Annotated in this window: 21 protein-coding genes; 12 read left to right on the top strand and 9 right to left on the bottom strand. The window is 30.9% G+C overall.

The window, feature by feature from the left end; genetic code table 11:
- Positions 1-17 precede the first annotated feature (17 nt).
- Both ispD and ispF read left to right on the top strand, forming a co-directional pair.
- Positions 18-707, top strand: coding sequence for a 2-C-methyl-D-erythritol 4-phosphate cytidylyltransferase (gene ispD / locus CKBE_RS03250; protein WP_015238162.1), 690 nt, complete (start codon positions 18-20; stop codon positions 705-707).
- Positions 704-1,207, top strand: coding sequence for a 2-C-methyl-D-erythritol 2,4-cyclodiphosphate synthase (gene ispF / locus CKBE_RS03245; protein ID WP_015238161.1), 504 nt, complete (start codon positions 704-706; stop codon positions 1,205-1,207). Before ispD ends, ispF begins: the two co-directional genes overlap by 4 nt.
- A gap of 140 nt (positions 1,208-1,347) precedes the next feature.
- On the opposite strand, the gene CKBE_RS03240 is transcribed toward ispF, so the two are convergent.
- A complete protein-coding gene (locus CKBE_RS03240; protein ID WP_015238160.1) occupies positions 1,348-1,896 on the bottom strand; it encodes a peroxiredoxin in 549 nt (182 codons plus the stop codon).
- A gap of 219 nt (positions 1,897-2,115) precedes the next feature.
- On the opposite strand from CKBE_RS03240, the gene CKBE_RS03235 reads away from it, so the two are divergent.
- The 4 genes from CKBE_RS03235 (at position 2,116) to ligA (ending at position 7,705) form a co-directional block, all read left to right on the top strand.
- The gene (locus CKBE_RS03235; protein ID WP_015238159.1) at positions 2,116-3,375 is read left to right on the top strand and encodes a bifunctional tRNA (adenosine(37)-N6)-threonylcarbamoyltransferase complex dimerization subunit type 1 TsaB/ribosomal protein alanine acetyltransferase RimI; all 1,260 of its coding nucleotides are present in this window, start codon (positions 2,116-2,118) and stop codon (positions 3,373-3,375) included.
- A gap of 18 nt (positions 3,376-3,393) precedes the next feature.
- Positions 3,394-4,194 (top strand): uracil-DNA glycosylase, encoded by an 801-nt coding sequence (locus CKBE_RS03230; protein ID WP_015238158.1) that lies wholly within the window; start codon positions 3,394-3,396, stop codon positions 4,192-4,194.
- Positions 4,195-4,727: 533 nt separating this feature from the next.
- The gene (locus CKBE_RS03225) at positions 4,728-5,642 is read left to right on the top strand and encodes a cell division protein ZipA C-terminal FtsZ-binding domain-containing protein (RefSeq protein ID WP_015238157.1); all 915 of its coding nucleotides are present in this window, start codon (positions 4,728-4,730) and stop codon (positions 5,640-5,642) included.
- Positions 5,642-7,705, top strand: a complete 2,064-nt coding sequence (ligA, locus tag CKBE_RS03220; protein ID WP_015390044.1) for an NAD-dependent DNA ligase LigA — start codon at positions 5,642-5,644, stop codon at positions 7,703-7,705. Before CKBE_RS03225 ends, ligA begins: the two co-directional genes overlap by 1 nt.
- A gap of 12 nt (positions 7,706-7,717) precedes the next feature.
- Here ligA and CKBE_RS03215 read toward each other — a convergent pair whose 3' ends face one another.
- From CKBE_RS03215 to fdxA, 7 genes are read right to left on the bottom strand one after another with little or no spacing between them, the layout of a single operon-like run.
- Entirely contained in the window at positions 7,718-8,500 is a 783-nt protein-coding gene (locus tag CKBE_RS03215; RefSeq protein WP_225968688.1) for a peptidylprolyl isomerase, read from the bottom strand.
- A 13-nt stretch (positions 8,501-8,513) separates the two neighbouring features.
- Positions 8,514-8,777, bottom strand: coding sequence for a BolA family protein (locus CKBE_RS03210; RefSeq protein ID WP_015238154.1), 264 nt, complete (start codon positions 8,775-8,777; stop codon positions 8,514-8,516).
- On the bottom strand, positions 8,770-9,318 hold the full coding sequence (locus CKBE_RS03205; RefSeq protein WP_015238153.1) for an inner membrane-spanning protein YciB: 549 nt from the start codon (positions 9,316-9,318) through the stop codon (positions 8,770-8,772). Before CKBE_RS03205 ends, CKBE_RS03210 begins: the two co-directional genes overlap by 8 nt.
- A gap of 35 nt (positions 9,319-9,353) precedes the next feature.
- Complete coding sequence (nth, locus tag CKBE_RS03200; protein ID WP_015238152.1) at positions 9,354-9,986, bottom strand: endonuclease III; 633 nt, start codon at positions 9,984-9,986, stop codon at positions 9,354-9,356.
- Between the two features lie 15 nt (positions 9,987-10,001).
- The gene (locus tag CKBE_RS03195) at positions 10,002-10,628 is read right to left on the bottom strand and encodes an RnfABCDGE type electron transport complex subunit B (RefSeq protein WP_015238151.1); all 627 of its coding nucleotides are present in this window, start codon (positions 10,626-10,628) and stop codon (positions 10,002-10,004) included.
- A 48-nt stretch (positions 10,629-10,676) separates the two neighbouring features.
- On the bottom strand, positions 10,677-11,471 hold the full coding sequence (locus CKBE_RS03190) for a ferredoxin--NADP reductase (protein WP_015238150.1): 795 nt from the start codon (positions 11,469-11,471) through the stop codon (positions 10,677-10,679).
- Positions 11,472-11,482: 11 nt separating this feature from the next.
- On the bottom strand, positions 11,483-11,806 hold the full coding sequence (gene fdxA / locus CKBE_RS03185) for a ferredoxin FdxA (protein ID WP_015238149.1): 324 nt from the start codon (positions 11,804-11,806) through the stop codon (positions 11,483-11,485).
- Between the two features lie 139 nt (positions 11,807-11,945).
- Between fdxA and pncB the strand changes: the two genes are divergently transcribed.
- From pncB to accD, 5 genes are all read left to right on the top strand, one after another.
- Positions 11,946-13,115 carry a nicotinate phosphoribosyltransferase gene (gene pncB, locus CKBE_RS03180; protein WP_015238148.1) on the top strand — a complete coding sequence of 390 codons (1,170 nt, stop codon included), beginning with the start codon at positions 11,946-11,948 and terminating at the stop codon, positions 13,113-13,115.
- Positions 13,116-13,172: 57 nt separating this feature from the next.
- Positions 13,173-14,195: an HD domain-containing protein gene (locus CKBE_RS03175; protein WP_015238147.1), complete on the top strand. Its 1,023-nt coding sequence runs from the start codon at positions 13,173-13,175 to the stop codon at positions 14,193-14,195.
- 192 nt (positions 14,196-14,387) lie between these two features.
- On the top strand, positions 14,388-15,584 hold the full coding sequence (trpB, locus tag CKBE_RS03170; protein ID WP_015238146.1) for a tryptophan synthase subunit beta: 1,197 nt from the start codon (positions 14,388-14,390) through the stop codon (positions 15,582-15,584).
- Positions 15,585-15,595: 11 nt separating this feature from the next.
- A complete protein-coding gene (gene trpA / locus CKBE_RS03165; RefSeq protein ID WP_015238145.1) occupies positions 15,596-16,423 on the top strand; it encodes a tryptophan synthase subunit alpha in 828 nt (275 codons plus the stop codon).
- A gap of 43 nt (positions 16,424-16,466) precedes the next feature.
- Positions 16,467-17,327, top strand: coding sequence for an acetyl-CoA carboxylase, carboxyltransferase subunit beta (accD, locus tag CKBE_RS03160; RefSeq protein ID WP_015238144.1), 861 nt, complete (start codon positions 16,467-16,469; stop codon positions 17,325-17,327).
- A 68-nt stretch (positions 17,328-17,395) separates the two neighbouring features.
- Here the strand turns inward: accD and CKBE_RS03155 are convergent, their stop codons facing one another.
- A complete protein-coding gene (locus CKBE_RS03155) occupies positions 17,396-19,900 on the bottom strand; it encodes an Rne/Rng family ribonuclease (RefSeq protein ID WP_015238143.1) in 2,505 nt (834 codons plus the stop codon).
- A 503-nt stretch (positions 19,901-20,403) separates the two neighbouring features.
- Here CKBE_RS03155 and CKBE_RS03150 point away from each other — a divergent pair.
- Positions 20,404-21,333: an RluA family pseudouridine synthase gene (locus CKBE_RS03150; protein WP_015238142.1), complete on the top strand. Its 930-nt coding sequence runs from the start codon at positions 20,404-20,406 to the stop codon at positions 21,331-21,333.
- Positions 21,334-21,337 lie beyond the last annotated feature (4 nt).

Below are 21,337 nucleotides of genomic sequence, written 5' to 3'. Positions count from 1 at the left end.
TTATGGATTAAAACAAAATGAAAAATTCTTTAATAGCTATTATTCCGTCAGCAGGAACAGGATCTAGAGCATGTAAAGATTCAGATCATGAGATACCTAAACAATATCGAAATATTGCTGGCAAACCAATGCTAATTCATAGCATTATGTCACTGTTGGCGGATTCTAGGATTAAGCATGTAATAGTATCTGTTTCACCACAAGATACTTGGGCAGAATATATATTATCAGGCATGTCAAAAGTTACAATAAGGAAATATGGAGGGTCTACTCGTTTTGAGACTGTTAGGAACACGATTAATAGTATAGATGTTTTTGATAACGATTGGGTCATAATCCACGATGCTGCACGTCCTGGTTTGCCTATTTCATGTTTAAAATTTCTCATAGATAAGTGCCTATCAAGTAATGTTGTAGGAGGGTTGTTAGCTATACCTGCATCAAATACCATAAAGAGAGGGATAGGACATAAAGTTGATCATACAATAGATAGAAATGGTTTATGGTTAGCACAAACTCCACAGATGTTTAGAGTTTCTTTATTATGCAAGGCTTTGAATATAGCTTCAGATAGTGGTTTATTTACAACGGATGAATCATCTGCATTAGAATTGATTGGGCTATCTCCAATTATGATCAGAGGATCAATATATAACATGAAGGTTACTTGGCCAGAAGATTTTGAAATTATGGAAAAATTAATATGAACTTTCCTTTTTATGTAGGGCAAGGATTTGATATACATAGGCTAATGATTGGTTATCAGTTAAAAATAGGAGGTGTTAATATTCCTTACAGTCATGGCCTAATAGGTCATTCCGATGCTGATGTTCTAATACATGCGATAATAGATGCATTGTTAGGAGCATCCAGATTAGGTGATATAGGTAGAAATTTCCCGGATGATAGTATTGAATATAAAGATATAGATAGCAGAGTAATTTTAAGAAAAACTGCTGATAAAATAGACTTTAAGAGGTTAAGGATTATAAACCTAGATACAACAATACACGCACAATCTCCCAAAATGGCACCTTATGTAGATTCTATGATATCTAATATATCAGAAGACTTGCGAGTAGATCCTAAATTTATAAATATAAAAGCCAAGAGCAATGAAAATTTAGGACACATAGGCAGAGGAGAAGGGATATCCGCTAATGCAATTGTTCTTTTAGCAGATAAGGATTTTATTTTTATTAGATAAATTAACTACTAGTAAAGCTGGCAATGTATGTGTAGTATACCTAAACATACATTGCCAGCTTTAACATTTCACGTTAAAGAACCAAGGAGGTCTATGATTATAAAATGATCGTTAATAATATATCATTATAGCTTAGAAATTTATAATGTTTCACCATTGATTTCACGGTTACATGGACACAGACCACCAGTTTGGAAACTGTCTAATAATCTAAGAATCTCTTCTGGATTTCTTCCAACACTAAGATTATTTACAGAAACATGTTGTATAACGTTATCAGGATCTATTATAAAAGTCGCTCTTAGGGCTACTCCTTCATTTTCATCACGAATTCCAAGTTGGTCAATTAAAGAACCAGATGTATCACCGAACTGATAGTGTTTTAGTTTGCTTAATCCAGGATGTTCTCTGCGCCATGCAAGCTTAACAAATTCATTATCTACAGATCCGCCCATAAGTACTGATTCTCTGTTTTCAAATTCGCCTGATAGTTTATCAAAACCGACAATTTCTGTAGGGCATACAAAAGTAAAATCTTTTGGATAAAAGTAAATCACCTTCCATTTACCAGGGAAAGAGCTTTCTGTAATTTCTTCAAATGCAGAAACCCCATTTTCCTCATGATTATTGAATCCTGGTTTCACTCCCGTAACTCGAAAAGATTCCAACTTTTCTCCAACTGTTTTCATATCAAGTCCTTATTTTGAGTAATTATTTTGAAATTAAATATACTGCTGGTTGATGTGATGCTAATGTACTATTTGAATAGTAGCAATCTTCAATAAAGGTAACAACAAGTATATTTTAAAGACTAATTGCTTTATTATATACATATTATTGAAATAAATATTTTTTGATTAATTATTATAATCTGATTCTAGTATTTACATTATCATAACTTTTGTTGTATGTATAAAGAAAATATCAATTTATTAGCTTTTGAGACATCATCTTGTTACTCAGGAATAGCCTTATTAATATTTAATAGAGCAGGAAGTGTTCTTGAGTATTCGTGTTTTGAGTTTGAGGACTCAAAGCTATATTCTGAACTTCTTATGGTTAAGTCTAGTTTTTTATTATCTAAATACCATCTTGAGCCACGTGATTTAAATGTTGTTGCATTTGGATCAGGTCCGGGAAAATTTACTGGTTTAAGAATTGCTTGTAGTCAAGCTAAAGGTATAGGTTTATCACTAAACATTCCAGTAATATCAGTTGGATCTTCTTATGCGTTAGCTAATCATCTAAATGATAATATTCTAAATAATAGAGTAGTTATAGCTGCTACAGATGCTCGTATGAAGGAATTGTATGTTTCAGCCTATTTGTTTAAAAAATCCTGTAATGAGGTTTCTTGTGTTGAATTGCAATCACCTATACTTATATCTGCTGATAGTTTAATAGATTGGATATATTGCAATACTGTTGAATGGAAAGTTAATATTGATGAAGCTGATTATTTTTTAGCTGGTGATGCATGGAAAGTATATTCTTACCTGGAGGTTCCAGATGGATGGGTTAGTTCTGAAGCATGCTACCCAATGGTGAAAGATGTTGCATATATAGCAAAGAGTGATTTTTTAAGAAATAGAATTCTATCAGCTGATATTGTTAGTCCTTTGTATGTTAGAAATAAGATAGCCTTTACATCCCTAGAAACATCACAAGGTAAGGGAGGGAATCCAAAGGTGGGAGTTTTTGATTATTTAGAACCATTAGAAATTCTTAATAGTGATATTGAAAAGGTATCAGAGTTAGAACAGAAGATACAGCTATTCCCTTGGACTTTAGGTAATTTTAGAGACTCGATAGAGTGTGGTTATAAGTCTTATCTTATTAGAAATAATCAAGGAATTATATTAGGTTTTTGTATATTTATGTTGGCTCCAGACGCTGTTCATTTATTAAGAATTGGAGTGGATAGTGATTTTAGGTGCAAGGGATTAGGATCAAAATTATTGAAATTATGTTTCAAAATTTGCAATGATTATTCACTAGAAAGTATTTTATTAGAAGTAGAGGAATCCAATACAATTGCTATTAATTTTTATAAAAAACATGGTTTCTATATTATAGGAAATCGCAAAGGGTATTATTTATCAAAAGATGGCAGAAGTAATGATGCTTTAGTCATGAAAAAATGTCTGAATTCATATGAAACAATATAACAAATCATTTTCTAGCATATGTCTTTAAATAGATTTCAATGCTTATTTTTAGAAGAAATTGGTATAGATAGGTTAATCTATTCTAAGTTTATTGATAAAAATAATGAAAGTAGTAAAACATTTTCTTTAAATAGTAATAATCATGAAAATAAGATAGCCAATTCGCTCTGTAATGGATTTAACAATAACAACAATATTAATACTATAAATGTTTTACAAAAGGATATAGACTCTTCCTATAAAACTACATTTTGTAATGATATTTCTATATTAAAAGAGAAAGTTGTAAGATGCAAAAATTGTTTTCTATCTGGTCATAGAAAAAATGTAGTATTTGGAGATGGTGTTTTATCAGATGTTGATTGTATGATAATAGGCGAAGCTCCTGGTGAATATGAAGATATAGAGGGTAAACCTTTTGTTGGAAAGTCTGGTAAGTTGTTAGACTCAATGCTCAGTTCTATTTTTATAAGTAGAAGTTCTAATGCATTTATTTCAAATATTGTAAAATGTCGTCCCCCAGGAAATAGGAATCCTAGGCCAGAAGAGATAATTTCTTGTCGTCCTTATTTAATTGAGCAAATAGACATAATAAATCCCAAGACAATATTAGCTTTGGGTAAATTTTCGGCCAATACTCTTCTTTGTAGTGATTCCAGCATAAGAGGTTTGCGAGGTAAGATTCATGGCTTTAAATCGAAGGGGTCTAGTATACCGGTGGTTGTTAGTTATCATCCAGCTTATCTGTTAAGGAGGCCAGAAGAAAAGTCATTAGCTTGGGCTGATCTTTGTTTGATAGCCTCTTTGTTAGGCAAATAGTTTGTCTACTATATCGGACTATATGTTTTCTATCATGGTTATAATATTCGACAATAAAATGCTGTTCTCGAATATCTCTGAAAATATCATATAAAACATTAATACAATGTGATTGTTATTTATAACATTACTCTAGGAACAGTAACGTATCATTATAAAAAAGTCAGGTAATTTAATGAAATTTATAGTTAGTAGCAATGATTTTTTGTAAATTTATCTGCCAATACAATAATGTATGCAAAATTGAAAAGCTATTTAGTAAAAATGAATCAATCATATCCTATAGCATAACTCTTCTTTAGTATTGAATAATATTTTATATATAAATATAATTTTGAATTCCATATGTAGCAGCTCTTATTTTATTGAATTCATATAAAAATAGTTATTTAATATATATTGCCTAATTAATTATCTTGTAAGCTTAACAGATACTTCATTTCATTATATATTCCATATATTTTAATGATATATTTGATTTGTAATCCATGAGAATATATTATCCTATTAACTAAATATTATAAAATCCAAAGATGAGTAATAATTTTTTTAAATACATTCTTAATATAATAGAAAAAATAAAGTCTAGTTTTTTTTATAATAAGGTTTCTTTATTGCTAGAAAAGAATGATTCCTCATCACTAGAAAATTATAAATACAATAATTGTATTGACTATGATTTCCATGATTTTGACTCTCTTATAGAAGTAGATATTTTGGTGAATTTAAAACCAAGCGTCAAAGGTATTGATTTGTCGTGTCATTTAAAAGAATTTAAGAATATTAGCGATTCTTTCATAAGAATCATGCTTGAGAATAATTTTGGTAAAAAAAGTGAAATTCTAGATGAAAATGATTACTATGTCTCTATTCATATATTTGTTTTATTAGCTAGTCGCGATGGCCCTATAGATTCTGAACAGTGGCATAAAATAGTAAGTATTTCCAGAAAGTTAGCTAATAATTTTAATGCTATGATCGTAGTTCCTGATAAACAAATAGTAATTAATAAGGCTAAAAAACTAGATAATTTATGTGCGTTTCTAGATGCACAAATAAAGTTTAAAATAGTGACAGATCATTGTTTCTCAAGAGAAAAACTGTCAGAAATTATTTCTAGTATTGGCTTTAATAAATTTCATGATATTTATATATTAAAATCTGATCGTATTAAAGTGTATCTCAAGGAAGACGATAATTTGTGTAATTTAGATATTATCATGGATATTCCATGCTCTATCCAAGATGAAAATACTTTGAATGCTTTCTTTGATTTGTCAAGTAAAATTGCAAAAGAATTAAATGCTAAATTAGTTGATGATAATGGTTTAATTCTAAATGATGATTCTATAGAACTTATTAGTAGGCAGTTAAATAAATTATTCAAAAGATTAGATGAGTGCGGTTTTACATCAGGAAGTTATCGAGCTAGAAGAGTTTTTAAATAATGTTTGAGCGTACTAAGTTAATAAAAAACAAGATAGAACATTTATGCAAGACTATAGAGGAACACAACGTACATTATTATTGCTATGACAATCCCATTATAAGTGATTCAGAGTACGATGTCTTAATGAATGAGTTATTAAATCTAGAATCCATGTACCCTAATTTAATAACAGAATATTCTCCTACACAGAGGGTAGGATCCACTCCTCTTGAGTCATTTAATAAAATTGAGCATTCAATACCTATGTTATCTCTTTCCAATGCATTTACATCAGAAGATGTTGAATTGTTTAATAAAAGAGTAATTTCCTCGTTACTTAAGAAAATTGATCTTAGAGATGATGTTGAGTATTTTTGTGATTTGAAGCTAGATGGCCTTGCTATAAACCTTAGATACGAAAATGGTATTTTAGTTCATGGATCTACCCGTGGTGATGGTTATATTGGTGAAGATGTTACTGCTAATATACGTGTTATAAGATCTATTCCATTAAGATTAATTGGAGATTTTCCTAAGATATTGGATGTAAGGGGAGAAGTACTAATGTACAATGTGGATTTCGAAAATCTCAACAACTATAATATAAGAAATGGAGGAAGAGTTTTTGTAAACCCTCGCAATGCTGCTGCTGGAAGCTTGAGAAATCTTGATTCAAAGGTCAGTTCTATGCGTAAATTAAGATTTTTTGCTTATGGATGGGGCAAAATTATTGATGATCAATCTGCGCCTAATAAATTATTTAAATGTCAGTATAAAACTCATGATTCAGTACTTGATTGGTTTATTTCATTAGGATTGCCTGTTAATAAAAGATACCATAAGGTTGTATCAGGAATTAGTGGTATATTGGACTATTATAACTCAATAGTTAATGACCGTGATTCTTTGCCATATGGTATAGATGGTGTAGTTTATAAAGTAAATTCTTTGGATAGGCAAGAGATGCTTGGATACTCATCCAGAGCTCCGAAGTTTGCTCTGGCTCATAAGTTTTTGGCAGAAGAGGCAGTTACACAGATTATTGGTATAGATGTTCAGGTAGGAAGAACTGGTGTCATAACTCCTGTAGCTCGTTTAAAGCCTATTTTTGTTGGTGGAGTTACTATTTCTAATGCTACATTACACAATGAACACGAAATAAGACGCAAAGATATACGCATAGGAGATTTTGTTGTAATTAGAAGAGCTGGTGATGTGATACCAGAAGTTGTTTATCCAATTATAGATTTGAGACCTGTTAATACAACACCATTTCATATGGTTGTTAGTTGTCCTATTTGTAGTTCTTCAATTAAACGCATTGATAATGAGATTGCGTATCGTTGTACTGGTGGTTTATATTGCTCCGCTCAATTAAAACAAGGATTAAAGCACGCTCTAAGTCGCAAGGCATTTAATATAGTTGGTTTTGGAGAAAAACTTATTGACAAATTGGTTGATTTGGGATACTTAAAATCTTTGGTTGATGTTTTTAGATTATCATGTTCTGATTTGATGAAGGTAGAATTAGTAGCTGAGAAATCAGCTACTAATTTATTAAGAGCTATTAATAATGCACGTAAACCTAGTCTGAGTAATTTCATATTTGCTATGGGAATAAGACATGTGGGCGAGGCAACAGCTATTGATATAGCTAATAATTTTAATACTCTTGAGAGTATTATTCAGGCTAGTATTGATGATTTGCTATCAGTTAAGGATGTTGGATCTAAGACAGCTGAATCCATAAGGTTGTTTTTTTCTGAAGAACACAATATAGGCATAATAAATTCTTTAAAGTCTATAGGTGTTTATCCTTTATCTGATGAATATTACAAATCAAATAATCTAAAACTATTAGAAGGTAAATTATTTGCTATAACAGGTAGATTGCCAGACTATTCTAGAGAAGATATTGTAAAACATATAGAGGATAATGGAGGTAGAGTTACAAGCAACATATCTAAAAAAAATCATTATTTAATTGCTGGTGAGAGTTCTGGCAAGAAGTTAGATTTTGCGATAGATAATGGAATAAAAGTAATAGATCAAAAAGCATTTATGAAGCTAATTGATCTATAGTTTCTGATTTTCTTACATTTCAATTTTTGATTTACTACGTAAATCTCTCTGATATTCTAATATAAGTTGTTGTTTCAATATTTCTTCTATTTGTGGTTTAACTTGATCCAACTCAGGGAATTCCACCGCTCTTACATCATTTAGTTGTATTATATGCCACCCAAATTGTGTCTTGATTGGTTTTTGTACAATCTCTCCAACATTTATATCTTTAATAGAGTCTGAGAAAGATTTTACATAGTTCTCTAATGACCCCCATCCTAGATCACCTCCATTCACAGCACTGGCAACATCTTTAGAATTTGCTTTTGCTATGTCATTAAATTTATTTGCATCTGTTTTTATAATATTAAGCAACTCATTAGCATATTTTTCTGTGTCTACTAGTATATGACTTAACCTAAATTCTTTTTTTGTGGATTGTTCTTTTTTTAATTTATCATACTCATTTTTTATGTTTGTTGATGATATAGGATGTTTCTTTATATATTCATTTAGGAGCGTTCTAATTATAATACTATTTTTGGCTAAATCTATTTCTGTTTGTGTATCTTCCCTTTTATGAATACCAAGTTTTTCTGCCTCTCGTAATAATATCTGTCTATTTATCAATTCTTGTTTAACTTGTTCTCTGAGCTGGTCTGATTCTTTGGCTCCTTGAGCAACAAGTAATTCTATAAATTGCTCCATACTATTTTGAGTAATTGGTATTCCATCGACTGTTGCTATATTTTTAGAAAATGCAGATGTTGTTGTCAATATAAATAGCATTAGTATTAATTTCTTCATTAAGATCCTTTTATGTTTTTTAAATTTTAGTTTTTATAGCAAGAGCATGAATAGGAAAGGGGATCAAATCTCTTAAGCATTTATATACTAGCTTATGTTGTTCTATAATAGAAAGGTTTATGAACCTTTTTGATATTATTGTTATAGTATAGTGTCCTGCCGCCCCACTATTGTGATTTTCGTGTAGTCGGGAATCATCTTTTATATCAAGATAAGTTGGTTCTATACAAGCTACTCTATCTTTTATGATTTTTATTATTTCATCTGATTTCATATTATTCATTATCATAACTTATATGTTTCTTGAAGATAATTAATTGTATTAGAATAAATACTATAAACACTAATGGTGACCCTATTATCTTAAATAATACCCATTCTTTTTCGCTAAAAAAACCGGAAAAGGCTATAAATATATTTATACAACCCATTATGATAAAAAAACATATCCAGAGTTTATTTATGTAGTCCCATATTTTTTTGGGAAGTTTAATTTTATTTTTTAATGAAGTACATACAATATTTCTATTTAGAGCTATTCTATAAAAAAATATTGTTAGTCCTAATATCCAGTAAACTATCGTTGGTTTAGTTTTTATAAACAGGTCATTTTCAAGAAAAATTGTAGTGCCTCCAAGTAGTATTATAATGAGATTACTCATTATATTTGTTTTATTTATCTTAACGTGGAAAAATTTTATATAAGCCAATTGAAATATGCATGTAAATACAATAGCTTTCGTAGCGAAATATATGTTATTTGTATACATATATGTTGAGAAAAATAGAGTTATTGGTAATAGATCAAATATAATTCTTTTCATATTGCTTCTAGTTTAATATATAGACAGGATAGAAATTAAATTTTTTTGTAATATTCACATAAATTTTTTATTGTGCATTGATCGCATTTAGGATTACGTTTTGTACATATATATCTCCCAAATAGAACTAGTGAGTGGTGAGCATTGTGTAAATATTTTTTTGGTATATTTTTAATAAGTTTTTTTTCAACATCAAGTGGATTTTTACCTTTTGCTATACCAGTTCTATTTGCTACTCTAAAAACGTGCGTATCAACTGCTATAGTTGGCTGATTAAATGCTACATTCAGAACGACATTAGCCGTTTTCCTTCCAACACCAGGTAATGATTCTAGCTCTTCCCTAGATTCGGGTACTTTATTTCCAAACTTATTAACTATTAGATCGCAAGTTTTTAAAATATTACGAGCTTTCATGTGGTAAAGACCTATTTTTCTTATAAGATTTTCCATTTCTAATAATTTGAGATTTAACATTATCTCTGCTGTTCCATAACTAGAAAATAATATTTTTGTTACAGAATTAACAGATTTATCTGTAGATTGAGCTGAAAGCATTACAGATATCAATAATTGAAAATTAGAATCGTATATAAGTTCTGTCTTTGGTGTAGGATTGATATTTGCTAAACGATCAAAAATTTTCTTGCATATGTTATTGATATTCATAGGATAATTATAATTTTAGTCAGTTCGCATATCTCTTGCTTTTTTTAAAATTTTTGCAATTAATGAGTTTTTTTGATTTAAGTCATCACCGCCAATGTTTTCATCTTCATGTTTATTATCATAAACATTACTCATTAGGCTGTGATTATTAATTGAGTTTTTATATATCCTTTCTTTCGTTTTTTTATAACGTTTACGTGCTGTTTCTGCGTCCTCTTTCGTCCATATTTTTTCAGATGATTTCATTTTTATACAATCAACTGGACATGTTTTTAGACACAACTCGCATCCAGTGCACCAGTCTTGTATTACAGAATGCATTAATTTATTAGATCCAATTATAGCGCTTACAGGGCATGCTTTTATGCATAAAGTACATCCTATGCACTCATCCTCTTCTACATAAGCCAACATTAGTTGTTTTTTAAAATCATCTCTGTCCAGTTGATTAGTTTCGTCTAGTTTTAGTTTATCAGCAATTTCTTTTGTAACATTATTTCCACCTGGATCACACAAACTTATACTAGCGTTTTCATTAACTATTGCATTTGCATAGGACATACAGTCTTCATAACCACACTTTTTACATTGAGTTTGTGGCAAAGAGTCATCTATTATACTTATTAATTCCTTACGGGACATATTCTTCTTAGGAGTGATTTTTAATATTCAGTGATTTACAGTTTTTATTTACCAATAATTTTCCATAACTAGATTTTTAGAGTTGTCAGAATTTTTTGTCGTGAATCCTTTTTCAATCAATATTTTACGTACATCTAATAGCATTTCTGGATTTCCACAGAGCATAACACTTGAACAACGGCAGTCCAGGGTTTCTTTAGCCATCTCTTCTAGTCTTTTGTTTTCTATAATTATTGGCAAGCGTTCATGTAGTACACATTCTGTATTTTCTTTTGTTGTTATTGGGACATAAGTTAATATATTTCCAATTGTAGATTGTTCTATTTTTATTTTATTTATTATCTCTTGGTAGGTTAATTCTTTTATCTCTCTAACGCTATGTACAAGTATAATTTTTTTAAAACGGTCCCAAGTTTTTTTATCTTTTAGTATTGAAATGTAAGAAGATATTCCTGTTCCAGTTGCCATTAGCCATAAGTTGTCAGTGTTTTTTTGGAATTGATCTATTGTTAGAAAACCAAAAGACTGTCTTCTAACAAATAATGTTTGGTCAAACTTTAGTTTAGATAGAATTCTGCTAAATTTTCCATTTGGCACGATCACATAATAAAACTCTAAGTAATCTTCATTAGGAGAGTTAACCATTGAATAGGCTCTCCATATTATATTATTAGTGTCGTTGTTAATGCCAACTCCAATGCGTGTAAATTGTCCTGCCTTGAAAAAAAAATTTTTATCTTTTGTTATTGTTATAGAAAACAGTTTTCCAGGGACCCATTCATTTATTTTTTTTATCTTTTGGATTGAGTAACTGTGATTATTATTTAACAAATTTACTATCATATAGAATATACCTATTTTTTTAAAAGTTTAAGTTTATCTGCCACGCCATTCCATTTATCTGCGTCGCAATATGCTTCTTTAGATCTTGATATGCTATTAAATTTTTTTGATAGTTCACTATTTATTGATATAAATATTTTTTGATCTTCTGGTAAATCCTCTTCATATAAAATAGCGCTAGCTGGGCATTCAGAAACACAAACAGCACAATCAATACATTCATCTGGATCTATTACTAAAAAATTTTCTCCTTCTCGAAAACAGTCAACAGGGCATACATCTACACAGTCTGTATATTTGCAGTTTATACAGTTTTCAGTAACAACATGCGTCATTCTATAGCCTTTCCTTGATAGAATATATAATAAAAAAAGATAATAATGTATCATTAAAAACTTATTTGTTTTTATATTTTTAGTTATTCTTTTTGTGAATTTTAAATTGCATTGTTTTTGCTGGAAAAGTTTATTTTATATGATAATAACTTCTTTGCTTGATACAGATTTATATAAATTTACTATGATGCAAGTTGTTTTGCATCATTTTCCTTCTGCGCAGGTTGTTTATCGTTTCAAATGCCGCAGTACTGGAGTAGATTTGGCTTCTCATATTGAAGAAATACAGGAAGAGATAAGCCATTTATGTGCTTTAAGATTCACTGAGGAGGAATTAAGTTATTTAGAGGAATTAAGATTTATAAAGAGTGATTTTATAGATTTTTTAAGATTATTTTATTTACCGGAGAGATGTGTTTCCATATCAAATGGCAGTAATCATGGGGAGATATGTATTACTGTAAGTGGTCCTTGGTTACATACTATATTATTTGAAATATTCATCTTGGCTATAGTGAACGAAGTTTACTTTCGAAAGAAAAATATTAGTTTAGAAGAGGGTAGAAAACGCTTAAGATCCAAGATAAATTTGGTATCAAAAGATCCTGATCTAGTAGATTTTAGAATTGCTGAATATGGTACTAGGCGTAGATTCTCTCAATTGTGGCAAGATGAAGTTGTTTCTACTATGAAGCAATTTATGGGTAAAAATTTTGCTGGTACTAGTAACGTTATGTTAGCAAAACGTTATGATGTTTCTCCGTTAGGAACCATGGGCCATGAATATTTACAAGCTTGTCAGGCTCTAGGTCCTAGACTTAGAGATTCACAGGTATTTGCTTTCGATATATGGGCAAAAGAATATAGAGGTGATTTAGGGATTGTTCTGTCAGATGTATATGGGATGGAAGCTTTTTTAAGAGATTTCGATATTTATTTTTGTAAATTATTTGATGGTGTTAGGCATGACTCAGGTGATCCATTTATCTGGGGAGATCGTTTGCTAGATCATTATTCAAAAAATAGGGTTGATTATAGGGATAAAACTTTAGTTTTTTCTGATTCTTTAACTTTTCCATTAGCTATAAAATTATTACGTCATTTTTCAGGAAGATGTAGGGTTGCTTTTGGAATAGGTACTAATTTAACTAATGATATGGGTAAAGCTCCTTTGCAAATAGTAATGAAAATGGTTCGCTGTAATGATCAACCAGTAGCAAAAGTCTCAGATTCTCCTGAGAAAATAATATGCGAAGACCCAGAGTACTTGTCATATATTAGAAAGGTTTTTGATCTACCATTGATTTAGGAGATTTTTTATTATGATTATTCTTATATTTAAATAGATACTTAATTTGACCTATATATGAATAATTCTGAATCTTTAATTTTATCGCTACCCATATCAAAAATTACTAAAATAGACAGCAAGTTATCACTAACTGCTTGTTCCTGTTTTTATGCAGAAAATAGTAATCTTGATAAAATGTCAGATATTGTTCTTCCATTAGCCTTAAATACTAGCATATTAATGACTATATCTAATCCTTCAATTGTTAATATTGACAGAAATCTACATATTTATATTCTATCTTCCATTGCGACTTATGATTTTCTAGTGACAAACAAGAATAATCTTAGTTTTTTGAATTTCTTTAATCTTGATTACAACGAGAGTTTATCAATATGTGATCCTAATTATAATAAACATTGTATTGATAAAAGTAACAATAATAATAGAACTTTAAAAAATATGTTTTTAGCCATGAAAGTAGATTTTAAAGCTATTCTATATAGATTTTTATCAAGACTACATACTTTAAGTTATCCATGTATTTATAAGACAATGTGTGTGATTGAGGATATGGCATTTAAGACTCTATATCCTGAACAGTACGATCGAATAGCATTATTATTTGATGGCAAAAAAGTTGAGCATGAGTTATTTATAGAGAACACTTTAAGTAAAATCAGACATGTGCTTGATAGATATGGAATCAAAGCAGAGATTACTGGAAGGCTAAAACATATATATAGTATATGGAATAAAATGCTTATTAAGAACGTTGATTTTGCGAAGTTATATGATCTAAGTGCATTGAGAATTGTGGTTAAAGACGTGAAAACATGTTACATGGTGCTTGACATAGTGCACAAGTTATGGAGTCATATACCAGAGGAGTTTGATGACTATATATCTAGACCTAAACCAAATGGTTATCAGTCATTGCATACTGTTGTTATAGATAAATATAATTATTTAATAGAAATTCAAATAAGAACTGGTGATATGCATAATTTTGCAGAATATGGATTGGCAGCGCACTGGTATTATAAAAAGTTTAGAAAAATTAGTATAGATAATATTTATGGTAGCAAATTATTATGAAGAAACATTCTTTATTTATAAATCTTAAGTTGCAAGCTATTAATTGCAATTATCAAAGTTGTTATGCATTAATATAACAAGTATAAATTTTAGGGGACATGTTTACATTTTGATTAAATATTAGGTTATAATTAGCCATTACTTGGTATTTTGTTAGTGTTTGCCTGTTGCCTTTAACGGAGAATATTGTTCGTGAGTTATAACTATCCTGATGAAGCCGGACACTTTGGTCCGTATGGTGGTATTTTTGTAGCTGAAACGCTTATACATGCATTGAGTGATCTTCGTTCTTCCTACGACAAGTATAGATTTGACTCTGAGTTTAGAAAAGAGTTTGAAAATGAGCTCAAGCATTTTGTTGGTAGGCCTAGTCCTATTTATCATGCTAAGAGGTTATCAGAATCTATTGGTGGGGCTCAGATATGGCTAAAGCGTGAGGATTTAAATCACACAGGAGCCCATAAAGTTAATAATTGTGTTGGTCAGGCTTTGTTAGCTCAAAGAATGGGTAAGCGTCGTATAATCGCTGAGACTGGGGCCGGTCAACATGGAGTAGCAACAGCTGCCGTTGCTGCTCGATATGGTATGGAATGTATTGTATACATGGGCAGTGAAGATATACGTAGACAGGCTTCCAATGTTTATCGCATGAAGTTATTTGGAGCTAGTGTCGTTCCTGTGAAATCAGGATCCTGCACTCTTAAAGATGCCTTAAATGAAGCGATGCGGGATTGGGTAACAAATATAGATAGCACTTTTTATATTATTGGTACTGTTGCTGGCCCAGACCCTTATCCTCGTATGGTTAGAGATTTCCAAGCGATTATAGGACAAGAATGCTTGACTCAAATGCCAGAGTGTGCTGGCAAACAACCTGATTATGTCATTGCTTCTGTTGGTGGCGGATCAAATGCTATAGGTATATTTTATCCATATATTCCTTATGAAAATATTCATTTAATAGGAGTTGAGGCTGCTGGTGATGGAATTGAAACTGGCAGACATTCAGCTTCTTTAAATGCGGGCAAGGTTGGTGTACTGCACGGTAACCGTACCTATGTAATTCAGGATAATAATGGTCAGATTCAGGAAACCCACTCTGTTTCTGCAGGATTAGACTATCCAGGGGTTGGCCCAGAACATGCTTGGTTAAAAGAAATAGGAAGAGCTGACTATGTTAGCATAAAGGATGATGAGGCAGTAAAGGCTTTTCATGACTGTTGTCTTATAGAGGGAATAATGCCAGCCTTAGAGTCTTCTCATGCTATTGCTCATGCTATGAAGATAGCTCCCAATTTGCCTAAAGATTCTATTATTTTAGTAAATTTGTCAGGGCGAGGAGATAAGGATATGCATACTGTTGCCGAGCGCTCTGGTATCATTTTATAGACTGTACAAATATGAAAACAAATCGAATTAAGAACGCATTTTTTAGAGTTAAAGATAGTGGTCGTAAGTCTGCTTTGATTCCTTATATTACTGTTGGTGACCCATCAGTTAATATAACTGTACCTTTGATGCATTCTTTAGTTAAGTCTGGTGCTGATATTATTGAGTTAGGTATACCATTTTCAGATCCTATGGCAGATGGACCAGTTATACAAAAGTCTTCAGAAAGATCTATTGCTAAAGGTGTTGGCATAATGGATGTTTTGTCTGCTGTAGAGAAATTTCGTAATGATGATACTAAAACTCCAATTGTATTAATGGGATATGAAAATCCTATTGAGTGTATAGGACAGGAAAATTTTGTTAATCTTGCTAAAAATAGTGGTGTTGATGGAGTCCTTGTAGTTGACTCGCCACCTGAAGAGTCATATTATTTTTCTGATTTATTAAAGAAAAATGATATGCATCAGATTTTTTTGCTTTCTCCTACATCTACGGAAGAAAGGATTAAATTTATTTCAGAAATAGCTAGTGGTTATATATATTATGTTTCTCTGAAAGGTGTTACTGGATCTAGTAAATTAGATGTAAGTGACGTTAATAAACGCTTAGAAACAATTCGCAAATATATAAATATACCGGTTGGGGTTGGTTTTGGTGTTAGAGATGCAGACACAGCAAGAAGAATTGCTATTCTATCTGATGCTATAGTTATAGGAAGTAAAATTATAGAATTAATGGAGCAAGCATTCAATGATGCAAAGATTGGAGAAAAAGAAGAGTGCGCCATAGAAGCTGCAGTCAATTTTATATCTACAATTAATAATGTATTGAAATAGCACTATTTCTTTTATTATTACTTTATGCTTGAGAAGATCTCAAATGAGTTGGTTTGGTAAGCTTTTACCACGAATAAACAGGTCTAATGATAGTGGCATTAGGCGTGTTCCTGAGGGACTATGGGTTAAGTGTAGCTCTTGCGAGTCTGTTTTATATAGCGATGATTTAGTTGATAGTCTTCAGGTTTGTCCAAAATGTGATTATCATATGAGAATACGTGCTAGAACACGTGTTAATTATATGTTGGATATCGAAAACAGAGTAGAAATATCTTCCAAGATCAAATCAATTGATGTATTAAAATTTAGAGATAAAAAAAAATATAGCGATAGACTAAATGATGCTTCTAAATCTACTGGAGAATCAGATGCATTAATTGTTTTTAGTGGTTTTATATTTGGCATTCCAATTGTTTTGGCTTGTTTTGAGTTTGATTTTATGGGCGGGTCCATGGGATCTGTTGTTGGTGAGAGATTTAAAGATGCTGTTCAACATTCTATAAATAATAATATCCCTTTTGTATGTGTATCAACATCTGGCGGGGCTCGTATGCAGGAAAGTTTATTTTCTTTGATGCAGATGGCTAAAACGAATGCTATGTTGACATTGCTTTCATCTTCTAAATTGCCATTTATTAGTGTATTAACTGATCCTACTATGGGTGGTGTTTCAGCAAGTTTTGCTTTTATGGGGGATGTTGTAATTGCAGAGCCAAAAGCATTAATAGGTTTTGCAGGCCCGAGAGTTATAGAGCAGACTGTTCGTGAGAAATTACCAGATGGATTCCAGAGGTCTGAGTTTCTTCTTCAGAAGGGAGCTATAGATATGGTTATAGATAGGAGAAACTTGAAAAGAAAAATTGCTGATATCCTCTCTATTTTAATGTCTAATCGCAATAAGTAATATTTAAAATTAAAATGATGTTTTAAAACACCCATTCATTGCCGCAGAGAGAATGGGTGTTTTTCTGTTTATTTCTTTGTTTCTACTTGTATCAAAGTCTTGCTTTTATTTTCTTTGTCATAATCGCTGACATATGGTTTTCTTTCTATTTTTATAGATGTTTTACTTTCTTCTAACTTGTTAGGAAGATTAATATTTGTTTCTACCATTTTCAACATGCCAAAATCTATTACTTGATTGACAGATATATTTTTAGATGCCCCTGTCTTATCTAGTGATATATTTGATAATTTTGATTTTAATAATTGACTATCATTATCTATTATTTTTTCAATATTATTTTCAGAGTTATTAATTATTTTATTTTCTTTTGAATTTTTATCTTCTTCTCCATTAGTATTTAGGTTAGAAGTAAATGAGTTTTCTATTTTTTCTGTGTTTTTCACAAAAGAATTTTCAGTATCACGATTTTTTTTATTATTATGTCGTCTGCGATTAACATATTTACGCTCACCTTTTTCTGATATTGAACTATCAGGTGTTGAGCTTGTGAGAATATTATCGTGCATAATTTGTTTGGATGATTTTTCATCGTTTGTCACAACAATCTGATCATTAAAATTATTTCGTTTATTTTTTTTGTTTGTTGCTAAACCTATGGATTTATCATCGTTAATGATATCTAATTGTTTATTAATATAAGTTGTTTGTGATTCAGCTTTATTGCTTACGTCATTAGTATAATTATCGGATATATGCTTTCTATTATTTGATATTTTATTTTGCTGTTTATTTTTATATTTATATTTTCTTTCGCTCTTTATTATCCTGTTATTTTCTGTTTTCGATATGCTATCAATATTATCATTGTTTTTTGTGTTCTTTTTCCATATCCAAGATATTATTTTCTTAAATATATTGTTTGTCTTAATATTATTAACAGGTTTATTGGTTGTTGGTATAGGTGCAGGCTGAGAAGGAGTAGCTGTCTTTACGATTGCCTCAGGACGGATTTTATCTTCTAATTCTGCTCCATTAACTATCATATTATTAATTGGAGTGTCGATTAGTCTAAAGCTAGTTCTATTTTCTTCAAGTTTTTGATCGTCTTGCTTTAGTCTCTCAATATTATAATTTGGTGTTTCTAGATATTTATTTGGTATTAATATCAATTTAATCTTTTGTTGGCTTTCTATATTATTTATATCATTACGTTTCTCATTAAGCAAATAAGTAGCTACATCTACTGGAACTTGTGCATGTATTATATAAGTTCCTTCTTTCATTGCCTCTTCTTGGATTAGTCTTAATATTTGTAATGCACTCGATTCTGTATCTCTAATAACTCCGGTACCAGTGCATCTCGGACAAATTTTGTGAGAATCCTCATTTAATGCGGGACGTAATCTTTGACGAGATAATTCTACTAAGCCAAATTTTGATATTTTCCCCATTTGTACCCTAGCTCTATCCACCCTTAAAGCTTCTCTCAATCTTTGTTCTACTGATCTTTGATTTTTAGCATCATCCATATCAATAAAATCTATAACAATTAGCCCACCTAGATCACGTAGCCTTAGTTGTCTAGCTACCTCATCAGCTGCTTCTTGATTCGTTTGAAGTGCTGTTTCTTCAATATCAGCCCCTCTTGTAGATCTTGCGGAATTTACATCTATTGCAACTAGCGCTTCAGTGTGATCAATCACTATTGAGCCACCAGATGGTAGCTGTATCATGCGAGAATAAGCAGTTTCTATTTGATGTTCTATTTGAAATCTTGAAAATAGCGGCACATCAGATTGATAATGTTTTACACGCTGAACATTATCAGGCATTACTATGCTCATAAATGCAGTTGCTTGTTTTACAATATCATCATTATCTATTAGGATTTCACTAATATTAGGAGAAAAATAATCTCTTATTGCTCTTATTACTAGACTAGATTCTAGGTAAATAAGTACTGGGGATTTATTTTCTGTTGAGGCTTTATATATCGCGTTCCACAATTGCAACAAATAGGATAAGTCCCACTGAAGTTCGTTCAAAGTGCGTCCGATACCAGCGGTACGCGCTATGATACTCATTCCCGCAGGAATATTTAACTGTTCCATAGTTTCTCGTAATTCCTGACGTTCTTCTCCTTCTATTCTACGAGATACTCCTCCGCCTCTTGGATTATTTGGCATAAGGACAAGATACCTACCTGCCAGGGAAATGAATGTAGTAAGCGCCGCACCTTTATTGCCTCGTTCTTCCTTTTCTACTTGTACTATTAATTCTAGTCCTTCTGTTATAACATCTTGTATTCTTGCTCCTTTAATATCAATCCCTTCTTTGAAATAATTTTTAGTTATTTCTTTAAAAGGAAGGAAGCCATGCTTTTCTTCTCCATAGTTGATAAAGCATGCCTCTAGACCAGGTTCTACTCTCGTTATGGTTCCTTTGTATATATTGCCTTTTCGTTGTTCGCGACCAGCTGTTTCTATATCGATATCTATAAGTTTTTGTCCATCAACAATTGCAACGCGAAGTTCCTCTTGATGCATTGCATTAAATAACATTCTTTTCATTATTGGTACTCTCCATTACCATATGCCAAAACAGGCTTTTAATTTTTAATCAATATGATCTTTGAATTAAATATTCTTGAGTAGGTATTTTCTGTGCGCCAGTAGATTCAATTTACATGTTACATACAATCTTTTAATATCTTGTTCTAGGTGTACATGTATTAATTAGTTACTTTCAGGTTACTGTTACTAAGAACCTGTTTTAAATAAACACTGTATATCTTCTGCCTTAAAATCTCTAATCTTGCAGATCATAAAAACTAGCTACTAGCCATCTCATTTCTAATAAGAGATAGAACTAGAATTTATAGCAAATCTATGAATTAGGTTGACATATAGCAAAATCTCAATAGCATCTATGATTTTAAGATTTTAATTAATTTACACAACTCATGGTGACTGTTATATTAAAAAAGCTAAATAACTAATTCATTAGATTATATTGATTATATGTCGCTTTCTGATATGAGAAAAGAAACTTTATTAACTATGTCGGTTCTATTGTGAAAAATTTAACTATTACAGAAGATCTTTATGGACAAAGGCTAGATAATTTTTTATTAAAAATTTGTAAAGGTGTACCTAAAAGCCACATTTACAAAATGATACGTACTAGATATGTAAAAGTAAATAATAAAAAAGTTGATATAAATTACAGACTGCAATTATCTGATATTGTCTCTATTTTTCAACTTTCAGTTCCTGCTAGTAGCAGATTACAAAATTCTAAAATTTTACCAAGAAAGTTTTCAGTAGCGTATGAGGATGATTATTTGCTAGTTATAAATAAGCCATCTGGCGTAGCTGTCCATGGTGGAAGTGGAATATCTTTCGGTGTTATAGAACAAGTAAGGGAATATTATAAAGAAAATAGTTTTTTAGAGTTAGTGCATAGACTAGATCGTGATACGTCTGGTCTGCTTATTTTAGCAAAAAAACGTAGTACTCTTCTAGCCATGCATTCTAAGTTAAGAGATCGATTAATTGATAAAAGATATGTTGCCTTAGTTCATGGAAGATGGCTAAATCAGCGTCAACATATTAAATCTTCTTTATCTAAATGGATAACAAAGACAGGGGAAAGAAGGGTGAAAGTGGATCCAAATGGTCAAGAGGCTCATACTGCAGTAAATCTCATAAGGAATTATGGAGACAGTTGTAGTTTGGTTGAGGTTGAGCTATATAGTGGTAGAACTCATCAGATAAGAGTTCATTTATCCTCTATTGGATTCCCAATTGTTGGTGATACTAAGTATGGTATTGATTTATCTCTTTTTAATGAAAAAATAAGTAAATTAGTCTCTAAAAGATTATTCTTACATGCACATAGTCTAATATTTTCACATCCGAATACTGAAAAAAACCTCAAAATAGTATCAGACTTGCCAAATGATTTTAGTAATCTTTTAATAAAACTAGATGGTATTTGCTAATAGA

The sequence above is a fragment of the Candidatus Kinetoplastibacterium blastocrithidii (ex Strigomonas culicis) genome, from assembly GCF_000319245.1.
GTDB classification, from domain to species: Bacteria; Pseudomonadota; Gammaproteobacteria; order Burkholderiales; family Burkholderiaceae_B; genus Kinetoplastidibacterium; species Kinetoplastidibacterium blastocrithidiae.
This window is presented reverse-complemented; position numbering and strand designations above follow the sequence as displayed.